Genomic DNA, 10,726 nt, shown 5'->3' on the forward strand with positions numbered 1-10,726 from the left:
AAAAAGTTGCATCATAAAAATCCAACGTTTACATGGGAAGTTTTTGATGGCTTTTCACTGACATTTAACTTAGCCAACATGTTAATGATCACAGTGGCTAGTACAATTGTCTTTCTTATTGCAGTCATCTCTACAAGAAAGTTAGCAATGAAGCCTACTGGGTTGCAAAACTTTTTTGAGTGGATCATGGACTTCGTGAAAGGGATTATCCAAAGCAATATGGACTGGAAAACGGGGGGACGCTTTCATGCCCTTGGTTTAACCTTATTCCTTTACATTGCGATTTCCAACTTCTTAGGACTTCCATTTTCAGTCGTATATAATGACACGCTTTGGTGGAAATCACCAACAGCAGATCCAGTCATTACATTAACACTTGCTGCAATGGTTGTTGGTTTATCACATTATTATGGAATTAAAATGAAAGGCTTCAGCGAGTACGGGAAGGATTTCTTCCGTCCGATGGGTTTCTTATTCCCATTGAAAATCGTTGAGGAGTTTGCCAACACGCTCACTCTTGGTCTCCGGCTTTACGGAAACATTTTCGCGGGTGAGATCCTACTAGCTTTACTAGCAGGAAGTTTGGCAACAGGAGTAGGCGGTCATATCGCTGCCGTCATTCCAACACTTGCTTGGCAAGGATTCTCATTATTTATCGGAGGAATCCAGGCGTTTATCTTTACTATGTTAACAATGGTTTATCTGGCCCACAAAGTGAGTCAAGACCATTAATTATAATTCGTTCATTTATATGAACAGAACTATGTGAAAAATATTTTATTCATACATTAAAAGGAGGAAATTTTACAATGACAGGTTCAATTGGTCTATTAGCAGCAGCAATTGCAATTGGTTTAGCAGCACTTGGTGCAGGTATTGGTAACGGTTTAATCGTTTCAAAAACAGTTGAGGGTATCGCTCGTCAACCAGAAGCTCGCGGTATGCTTCAAACAACAATGTTTATCGGGGTTGCATTAGTTGAGGCGATTCCTATCATCGCAGTAGTTATCGCATTCATGGTTCAAGGTCAATAATAACTTCAAGAAACGACTACTTAGATATTGTCATAAGCAAGATTGCTACATAAGCAAGCTTTGTATATGTTCAGTAGTTTGGTCGTCAAAGCTCGATCATAAAAATGGCTAAAATGTTATTTTTAACACTAGAAGCCAAATTATATTTCGGGATTTTGTTCCAAATGGCGAAGATCATTCCAAGCGAACCTTCGCCATTCCTTTATGTTCAATCTTTAAAAAAACATTTCGTTTAATAGAATCTTCTCTATTTAAGAGGGGATTAAGACTCTTGAAGGGAGTGAAGTAGGCGTGTTAGCAAACGCATTTGTACTTGGAGCATCTGCCGGCTTTAACGGTGGAGACATTCTGTTCCAATTAGTGATGTTTATCGTTTTACTTGCGTTGATTAAAAAGTTCGCCTGGGGTCCACTTATGGGAATCATGCAACAGCGTGAAGAACATATTTCCTCAGAGATCGAAGCAGCTGAAAAAAGCCGTGTAGAAGCTAAGAAATTATTAGATGAAACACGTGCAGAATTAAAAGCATCTCGCCAAGAAGCACAATCAATCATTGAAAACGCGAAAAAAGTCGGCGACGATCAAAAGAACGAAATTATTGCGGCTGCTCGTGCAGAAGCAGAACGTTTGAAAGAGTCTGCGAAGATGGAAATCGATCAGCAGAAAGAGCAAGCGTTGGCAGCGGTTCGCGAACAAGTCGCATCACTTTCTGTTTTAATTGCTTCTAAAGTAATTGAAAAAGAATTGAGCGCAGCGGATCAAGAAAAATTAATTAACGAGTACATTAAAGAGGCAGGGGAAGAGCGATGAGTAACTCTGTAGTCGCTAAGCGCTATGCATTAGCACTTTTCCAAATCGCCAAAGAACAAAAGCAACTAGATGCAATTGAAGAAGAGCTTCGTGTAGTGAAAGCCGTATTTACGGACAGCAAAGAACTTCTTCCTTTGTTACAATCACCAAAAATGACGATCCAACAAAAGAAAGCTCTTTTGCAGTCAGCATTCACTAATGCTTCATCATATACTGTAAATCTGTTGATGCTTTTAACTGAGCGTCACCGTGAAATGTACATTATTGATGTAGTAGATGCTTACATACAATTAGCAAATGAAGAGCGCGGAGTGGCAGAAGCAACAGTTGTATCTGTTCGTCCATTAACGGAAACGGAAGAAGCATCGATTTCTGCTCAGTTCGCTAAAAAAGTTGGTAAGCAGTCATTGAAAATTACAAATGAAGTAGATGCTAATTTGTTAGGTGGCGTGAAAGTACGCATTGGTAACCGTATTTATGACGGTAGCCTTCGCGGCAAACTAGATCGTCTAGAAAAACAATTAGTTGCTAATCAATAAGTTATAAGTATTGAATTAAACGAAATTGAGTGAATTAATAAAGACTATTAATTTCTCTTTGACCACTAATATATTATGAGGGGTGAAATTCATGAGCATCAAAGCTGAAGAAATCAGTGCGCTGATTAAAAAGCAGATTGAAAACTTCCAGTCCGATATGAAAGTAAGCGATGTTGGTACAGTTATCCAAATTGGTGACGGTATCGCTCGTGCTCATGGCCTCGACAACGTCATGGCTGGAGAACTTCTAGAGTTCTCAACTGGTGTCATGGGTATGGCACAAAACTTGGAAGAAAACAACGTAGGTATCGTTATCCTTGGACCTTACAAAGATATTCGTGAAGGTGATGAAGTTCGTCGTACTGGACGCATCATGGAAGTTCCAGTAGGCGAAGAATTAATCGGACGCGTTGTTAACTCTCTAGGACAGCCGGTTGACGGTCTTGGCCCAATTAACACAACAAAAACACGTCCAATCGAAAGCCCAGCAACAGGGGTTATGGATCGTAAATCCGTTCATGAACCATTACAAACAGGTATTAAAGCGATTGACGCTCTTGTACCAATCGGTCGTGGACAACGTGAATTGATCATCGGTGACCGCCAAACAGGTAAAACATCTGTAGCGATCGATACAATTCTTAACCAAAAAGATCAAGATATGGTTTGTATCTATGTAGCTATCGGACAAAAAGAATCTACTGTTCGTAATGCAGTAGAAACTCTTCGTAAACATGGCGCATTAGATTACACAATCGTAGTAACAGCATCTGCATCACAACCAGCTCCAATGTTATTCCTTGCTCCTTATGCTGGGGTAACAATGGGTGAAGAATTCATGTTCAACGGCAAGCACGTTCTGATTGTATATGATGATTTATCAAAACAAGCAGCAGCATACCGTGAACTTTCACTATTACTACGCCGTCCTCCAGGTCGTGAAGCTTACCCTGGTGACGTTTTCTACTTGCACTCTCGCTTACTAGAGCGTGCAGCGAAATTAAATGACACATTAGGTGCAGGTTCAATCACTGCTCTTCCATTCGTTGAAACACAAGCGGGCGATATCTCTGCTTACATTCCAACGAACGTTATCTCAATCACTGACGGACAAATCTTCTTACAGTCTGACTTATTCTTCTCAGGTGTACGTCCTGCGATCAATGCTGGTCTTTCTGTATCCCGTGTAGGTGGATCCGCTCAAATCAAAGCGATGAAGAAGGTTGCTGGTACACTTCGTCTAGACTTAGCAGCATACCGTGAACTAGAAGCATTTGCTCAGTTCGGTTCTGACCTTGATAAAGCAACTCAAGCAAAATTAAACCGTGGTGCGCGTACAGTTGAAGTATTAAAGCAAGACTTGAACAAACCGCTTAAGGTTGAAAAACAAGTTGTTATCCTTTATGCATTAACTCGTGGCCATTTAGATGATATTCCAGTAACGGACATCCGTCGTTTTGAAGACGAGTTATTAAGCTGGTTAGATCACAACCACACAAATGTGTTAGAACATATTCGCACAACGAAAGAGCTTGCTTCTGATGATGAAATGAAAGCAGCAATCAACGAGTTCAAAAAGACGTTTGCGAAATCTGAATAATTTTTCAGAATCATTGAAAGCGGGAAAGGATCGTTAATGGTCCGCCCCTTTCATTACTTCTAACATTAAAAAGGGTGGTGAGAACCAGTGGCATCGTTACGCGATATAAAGACTCGGATTAACTCTACTAAAAAGACGAGCCAAATCACAAAAGCGATGGAAATGGTTTCCGCTTCTAAATTAAACCGTGCAGAAACAAATGCTAAGAAATTTGTTCCTTACATGGAGAAAATTCAGGAAGTGGTCTCATCCATTGCTCTTGGAAGCAAAGATGTAACACATCCGATGCTAACCTCCCGCCCCGTTAAGAAAACCGGGTATTTGGTTATTACCTCAGACCGTGGTTTGGCGGGAGCATACAACAGCAGCATTCTTCGCCTTGTTCATAACTTGATTCAAGAGCGTCATAAATCAACAGATGAGTATGTCATCATCGCTATTGGTCGTATGGGCCGTGATTTCTTCAAAAATCGCGGAATGAATGTTGTGCTAGATATTGCAGGACTTCCTGATCAACCTTCTTTCTCTGATATTAAAGCGATTGTGAACAAAACAGTTGGCATGTTTGCTGATGGCACCTATGACGAACTGTATATGTACTACAATCACTTTGTTAGTCCTATTCAACAAGACGCAACAGAGAAAAAAGTATTGCCATTGACGGATATTGCAGCTTCTAATAAATTAACTTCTTATGAATTTGAACCATCTGCTGAAGAGATTTTGGAAGTATTACTTCCTCAATACGCGGAAAGCTTGATTTACGGTGCTTTACTAGACGGTAAAGCAAGTGAACATGCGGCCCGTATGTCAGCAATGAAATCAGCAACAGACAATGCGAAAGAATTAATCGATTCTTTATCGCTTTCATACAACCGTGCACGTCAAGCAGCGATCACACAGGAAATCACTGAGATCGTCGGCGGCGTAGCGGCTTTAGAGTAGTGAAAAGCTAGTTAGGAGGGAAAGAAATGAACAAAGGACGCGTTCTTCAAGTTATGGGTCCAGTCGTTGACGTTAAGTTCGAAAGCGGTCAACTTCCTGACATCTATAACGCGTTAAAAGTGCAAATTCCTGCACAAGCGGGTAAAGAAGCTTCCGAGTTAACTTTGGAAGTAGCGGTTCATTTAGGTGATGATACAGTACGTACAATCGCAATGGCTTCTACTGATGGATTGCAACGTAACACAGATGTACTAGATATGGGTCATGCAATCTCTGTTCCAGTTGGAGATATTACTTTAGGACGTGTATTTAACGTACTAGGTGAAGTAATCGACTTGAACGAAGAGATTTCTGCTGATGCACGCCGTGATGCTATCCACCGTCAAGCTCCTACTTTTGACCAACTTTCTACAGAAGTTGAAATCCTTGAAACAGGGATTAAAGTAGTAGATTTACTTGCTCCATACATTAAAGGTGGTAAAATCGGTCTGTTTGGTGGTGCCGGTGTAGGTAAAACAGTATTAATCCAGGAATTAATCAATAACATTGCTCAAGAGCACGGCGGTATCTCAGTATTCGCTGGTGTTGGTGAGCGTACTCGTGAAGGAAATGACCTTTTCCATGAGATGAGCGATTCTGGAGTTATTAAGAAAACAGCGATGGTTTTCGGACAAATGAACGAGCCACCTGGTGCGCGTATGCGTGTAGCTTTAACAGGATTAACAATGGCGGAGTACTTCCGTGATGAGCAAGGCCAAGACGTATTATTCTTTATCGACAACATCTTCCGTTTCACGCAAGCAGGTTCTGAGGTTTCTGCCCTATTAGGTCGTATGCCTTCTGCCGTTGGTTATCAGCCAACACTTGCAACAGAGATGGGTCAATTACAAGAGCGTATCACGTCTACAAACGTTGGTTCTGTTACATCGATCCAAGCGATCTATGTACCAGCCGATGACTACACGGATCCAGCTCCTGCAACAACATTCGCTCACTTAGACGCGACAACTAACCTTGAGCGTAAGCTTTCTGAGATGGGTATTTACCCTGCGGTAGATCCATTGGCATCTACTTCACGTGCCCTTTCTCCAGAAATCGTAGGCGAAGAGCATTACAGTATAGCTCGTCAAGTGCAGCAAACATTACAACGTTATAAAGAACTTCAAGATATTATCGCAATCCTTGGTATGGATGAGCTTTCAGAAGATGACAAGCTTGTTGTACAACGTGCGCGTCGTATCCAGTTCTTCTTATCACAAAACTTCCACGTAGCTGAGCAGTTTACAGGTCAAGCAGGTTCTTATGTACCAGTAAAAGATACCGTTCGTGGATTTAAAGAAATTCTTGACGGCAAATACGATAATCTTCCAGAAGATGCTTTCCGTCTAGTAGGTAGCATTGAAGAAGTTGTTGCTAAAGCTAAAGAGATGGGTGTAGAGGCATAATAAGGGACCAGGGGGTTAAGCAATGAAGACAGTTAAAGTCAGTATCGTCACTCCTGACGGCCCAGCGTACGAATCGGATGTGGAAATGGTCAGTGCAAAAGCTCAAAGTGGTGAGCTAGGTATTTTACCGGGTCATATTCCGATGGTCGCTCCTTTACAAATTGGCGCTGTCCGTTTAAATAAAGGCGCTGGCAAACCAGATTTGGTAGCAATTAGCGGCGGCTTTTTAGAAGTTCGTCCAGACCAAGTGACGATTTTAGCACAAGCTGCTGAACTAGCGGAAAATATTGATATTGCCCGGGCGAAAGAAGCGAAAATGCGCGCTGAACGCCTGCTTAGCGATAAGAAAGAAAATGTAGATTTTAAACGTGCTGAATTAGCATTAAAACGGGCAATTAACCGTATTGAAATCTATGAAGGCAAAATGTAATAGTCAAAAACCTTCCGGATCCGGAAGGTTTTTGATGTATCGTTAATAAAGTGAAACTTCAATCAGTGGGGAGGTTCTTCATTCCCCATTGATTGTTAGTTGAACCGATCGGGCGTTTACGGGCTGTTGATCCCCCACCTACATGCCTGTGCTTCTTTCTGCCGTGTTGAGGTGGGGGTCTTACAGCCCGTTAATGCGGGATAAATTTTGTGAAAGTTGGGGTGTATGAGATGGTTTCTGATTTTGGACAAGAGGCATTGATCAGTATCTTGTCTCATATTGTATTTATCGGTTTGTCTTTTTGGGCACTACAAGCTGTTCGATATGAACAAATAATCAAGGCAAATCATGTGTTTCAAGCAAGGTTGTTATTTATTTTGTTATCAATTGCGATCGGATCTGCGGTCAGCAACTTCTTCCTTGATTACTTCTTATGGTCCCGCCAATTGCCACTGTTATTTCAATAATTTTTTTCGAAGCATAATAGATAGTACTTCTTTCACGTTGAAATTTTTTGGATTTTGTATATGATTTTTTTAGAGAGGTTTTTTGCTTCTACTTAAGTGAATCATTGAACAAGGCGAAGTCGATTTCTTCGATGATTTGTCGTTTGAATTCTCGTATGTTTCTTATCTACTAGGTCATACTAGCAGATAAGGAGATGAGTAGAATGAAAAAGAGCAGAGTGATTAAATGCCTTTTATTAATTTGTTTCATTGTCATTGTTTACGGGAATAGCACTATTGCGAAGTCTACTTCTAATCACTTAGTGCGGCTGACAGAAGACGTGCAAAAGGAGAATGGACATATTGAAGAATGGACCGTACATATGCGTGAACGTTTAAATGAGCAGGAAATGAAGCAAGTAGCTTTGAAACTTCAAGAATACTTATCCGAGTGGACATTTACAGTGGACTTGAAAGATGAAAAAGCCGTTGTTGCTAGTCATTCAACAGGAAAGCTACGTCAAAAAATTCAGATCGTATCTACAGGTCAACAGGATAGTCATTATTTTCTTCTCTATACAGTTATTTCTACAGATGAGGATCGAATAAGAGCATTTATGAAAAGGGAATTTGTGAAAATTCATTCACAATTTTTCCACGAATCTACTCAGGTTTTTACTTGTGTTAAAGGAAGTTTTGATGGTAAAATTGAAGAAGTTTTGTCAAATCAGTTTTCTGGATTAATAAATGGCTGGAAAGCAAATGAATTGGAAGTTGTTTCTGAAGAGAATTTTTATTCTTTATCAGCGTATTCAGAGCATTTCAATCAAGGCCTTCCGTTGCCATCGCATCAAATGAATGTGCAAATTGGGTTAAGAAAAAACGGATCGGGAGCTAAGACAAACTTTGTGATAGGCACGCCGATCATCACGATTGAATATTAATATATAAATTGGACGCGGAGGGGAATACCTTGGATAAAATTATCGTCCGCGGCGGACAAAAGTTAAGTGGAACTGTGAAAGTAGAAGGAGCAAAAAATTCAGTTCTGCCAGTAATCGCCGCTACTTTGTTAGCTAGTAAAGGAAAGAGTGTGATTCGGGATGTGCCGACTCTCTCTGATGTATATACAATTAATGAAGTGTTACGCCATTTAAATTGTCATGTAGCATTTGAAAACAATACAGTAACTGTTGATGCATCTGATGAATTATTCGTTGAAGCTCCTTTCGAATATGTACGCAAAATGAGAGCGTCTGTACTTGTCATGGGTTCATTGTTAGCGCGCACTGGAAAAGCTCGTGTAGCACTTCCTGGAGGCTGTGCGATTGGCTCACGTCCAATTGATCAGCATTTAAAAGGATTTGAAGCAATGGGTGCTGTCGTTCGCGTAGAAAATGGCTTCATTGAAGCGGAAGTTAGCAAGCGATTAAAGGGAGCAAAAATTTATTTAGACTTCCCTAGCGTAGGAGCAACAGAAAATATTTTAATGGCTGCTACGTTGGCGGAAGGTACGACTGTGCTTGAAAACTGTGCCAAGGAGCCAGAAATTGTTGATTTAGCGAACTTGCTAAATAAAATGGGTGCTAAAGTCGTCGGTGCTGGCACAGGAACGATTCGTATTGAAGGTGTAGAAGAGCTTCATGGTGCAGATCACAACATCATTCCTGACCGTATTGAAGCAGGCACATTTATGACAGCCGCAGCGATTACAGGCGGAAACGTGCTTATCCAAAATGCTGTACCTGAACATATGTCTTCTTTAATTGCTAAGTTGAAAGAAATGGGTGTGCAGGTGATCGAAGAAGAAGAAGGTCTTCGTATTATTGGACCTGAAAAGTTAAAAGCTGTCGATATTAAAACGATGCCTCACCCAGGTTTCCCGACAGATATGCAATCGCAAATGATGGCATTAGCATTGAAAGCGGAAGGCACAAGCATGATTACAGAAACAGTATTTGAAAACCGTTTTATGCATGTAGAGGAATTCCGTCGTATGAATGCCAATATTAAAATCGAAGGACGTTCTGTTATCATCAATGGACCTTCAACAATTCAAGGCGCAGAAGTAGCGGCAACGGATCTTCGTGCGGCAGCGGCGTTAATCGTTGCTGGATTAATCGGAGATGGCTATACTCGCGTCACAGAACTGAAGCATTTAGATCGTGGATATGTGGATTTCCATGGCAAACTAGCAGCGCTTGGTGCGGATATTACGCGCGTTAGCGAAGAAACAGTTACTGAAAAAGTGATAACGGATATAAACGCTTAATAATGATGAAGGGCCTGACTACTTACAGTCAGGCTCTTTTATATTTTTACTATTTATATTCTTATACGTAACGCCTCGTTTTTATTCATAAAAAAGCAACATTTTTTCGTGATAAACCTCTAGCGCTCACCATATTTATACTATTAAGTATTTTGCTCAATCTATCGATGGAGGCGTGGAATTCATGGAAAAACAACGTCACTCTTTATTCCTTATTATTGCTGCTCTATTTTTTACAGCACTCGTCATCCCTTCGTTGCTTGTGCTCATTTTTTCTCCTAAAGAAGAGGAGATGGCAATGAAAGAGCCGAACAAGACAACACCGAATGCTCCTGCTGAAGAACCCGCAGTAGAAGTGGCCGTATTTCGTTCAGGAAGCCAACAAATAGAGAACTTCCCACTAGAACAATATGTGGCAGGGGTCGTGGCAGCTGAGATGCCTGCAGAGTTTGAGAAAGAGGCGCTCAAGGCGCAAGCACTCACAGCAAGAACATTTATTATTCAACATATGATGAACGGAAAAACCGTGAGCAACGGTCAAGCGCACGTTACCGACACAGTGAATCATCAAGTGTTTCAAACGAAAAGTGAGCTAGAAAAGACGTGGGGTAATGATTTCTCATGGAAATGGAAAAAGATCAATGAAGCTGTGCAGGAAACAAAGGGGGAAATTATCACGTACGATGGTACTCCTATTACCGCTTCTTTTTTTTCGACGAGCAACGGCTACACTGAGAACTCGGAAGACTATTGGGGTCAGCCACTTCCTTATTTAAAAAGTGTGGCAAGTCCGTGGGATGAGCAATCACCTAAATATCGCGCCCAACTGCGATTGCCTCTTAGCGAGTTTGAACGGAAGCTAGGTGTCTCTATTGACGGAGGGCAGGAAGCAGGGATGATTACGAAACGAACGCCAGGGCAGCGAATTGCGAAAGTGAAAATTGGCAATAAGGAGTTTTCTGGACGAGAAGTGCGGGAAAAGCTTCAATTACCTTCCTCTGACTTTAGTTGGGTCGTGAAAGGTGATGAGGTGATTGTTTCAACGAAAGGGTACGGCCATGGTGTGGGCATGAGTCAGTATGGAGCCAATGGGATGGCGAAAGAAGGAAAGGATCACCAACAAATTATTCATCATTACTATCAGCAAATAAAGATCGACAAAGCGGACCGATATGTGGACGAAATGATGACCGCCAAAAAATAAC

Annotated in this window: 12 protein-coding genes; all 12 read left to right on the forward strand. The window is 41.2% G+C overall.

Going from position 1 to position 10,726, the window contains the following annotated elements; genetic code table 11:
• Positions 1-6 precede the first annotated feature (6 nt).
• The 12 genes from atpB (at position 7) to spoIID (ending at position 10,725) form a co-directional block, all read left to right on the forward strand.
• A complete protein-coding gene (atpB, locus tag CEF22_RS01690) occupies positions 7-732 on the forward strand; it encodes a F0F1 ATP synthase subunit A (RefSeq protein ID WP_095481066.1) in 726 nt (241 codons plus the stop codon).
• 89 nt (positions 733-821) lie between these two features.
• Positions 822-1,034: a F0F1 ATP synthase subunit C gene (gene atpE / locus CEF22_RS01695; RefSeq protein WP_053368380.1), complete on the forward strand. Its 213-nt coding sequence runs from the start codon at positions 822-824 to the stop codon at positions 1,032-1,034.
• A 291-nt stretch (positions 1,035-1,325) separates the two neighbouring features.
• Entirely contained in the window at positions 1,326-1,844 is a 519-nt protein-coding gene (locus CEF22_RS01700) for a F0F1 ATP synthase subunit B (protein ID WP_095481070.1), read from the forward strand.
• Positions 1,841-2,383, forward strand: coding sequence for a F0F1 ATP synthase subunit delta (locus CEF22_RS01705; RefSeq protein ID WP_095481065.1), 543 nt, complete (start codon positions 1,841-1,843; stop codon positions 2,381-2,383). The genes CEF22_RS01700 and CEF22_RS01705 overlap by 4 nt, the downstream gene beginning before the upstream one ends.
• Positions 2,384-2,474: 91 nt before the next feature.
• Positions 2,475-3,983 (forward strand): F0F1 ATP synthase subunit alpha, encoded by a 1,509-nt coding sequence (gene atpA, locus CEF22_RS01710; RefSeq protein WP_094833631.1) that lies wholly within the window; start codon positions 2,475-2,477, stop codon positions 3,981-3,983.
• 87 nt (positions 3,984-4,070) lie between these two features.
• Positions 4,071-4,928 (forward strand): F0F1 ATP synthase subunit gamma, encoded by an 858-nt coding sequence (locus CEF22_RS01715; RefSeq protein WP_095481064.1) that lies wholly within the window; start codon positions 4,071-4,073, stop codon positions 4,926-4,928.
• A gap of 26 nt (positions 4,929-4,954) precedes the next feature.
• Complete coding sequence (gene atpD, locus CEF22_RS01720; RefSeq protein ID WP_100401484.1) at positions 4,955-6,373, forward strand: F0F1 ATP synthase subunit beta; 1,419 nt, start codon at positions 4,955-4,957, stop codon at positions 6,371-6,373.
• A gap of 22 nt (positions 6,374-6,395) precedes the next feature.
• Positions 6,396-6,803, forward strand: a complete 408-nt coding sequence (locus CEF22_RS01725) for a F0F1 ATP synthase subunit epsilon (RefSeq protein WP_100401485.1) — start codon at positions 6,396-6,398, stop codon at positions 6,801-6,803.
• Between the two features lie 230 nt (positions 6,804-7,033).
• On the forward strand, positions 7,034-7,270 hold the full coding sequence (locus CEF22_RS01730; RefSeq protein WP_094833635.1) for a DUF1146 family protein: 237 nt from the start codon (positions 7,034-7,036) through the stop codon (positions 7,268-7,270).
• Between the two features lie 203 nt (positions 7,271-7,473).
• On the forward strand, positions 7,474-8,193 hold the full coding sequence (locus tag CEF22_RS01735; protein ID WP_157843128.1) for a YwmB family TATA-box binding protein: 720 nt from the start codon (positions 7,474-7,476) through the stop codon (positions 8,191-8,193).
• A gap of 29 nt (positions 8,194-8,222) precedes the next feature.
• The gene (gene murA, locus CEF22_RS01740) at positions 8,223-9,521 is read left to right on the forward strand and encodes a UDP-N-acetylglucosamine 1-carboxyvinyltransferase (RefSeq protein ID WP_100401487.1); all 1,299 of its coding nucleotides are present in this window, start codon (positions 8,223-8,225) and stop codon (positions 9,519-9,521) included.
• Positions 9,522-9,705: 184 nt separating this feature from the next.
• Positions 9,706-10,725: a stage II sporulation protein D gene (gene spoIID / locus CEF22_RS01745; protein ID WP_100401488.1), complete on the forward strand. Its 1,020-nt coding sequence runs from the start codon at positions 9,706-9,708 to the stop codon at positions 10,723-10,725.
• Position 10,726 lies beyond the last annotated feature (1 nt).

The sequence above is a fragment of the Bacillus sp. FJAT-42315 genome (assembly GCF_002797375.1).
Classification (GTDB): domain Bacteria; phylum Bacillota; class Bacilli; order Bacillales; family Domibacillaceae; genus Bacillus_CE.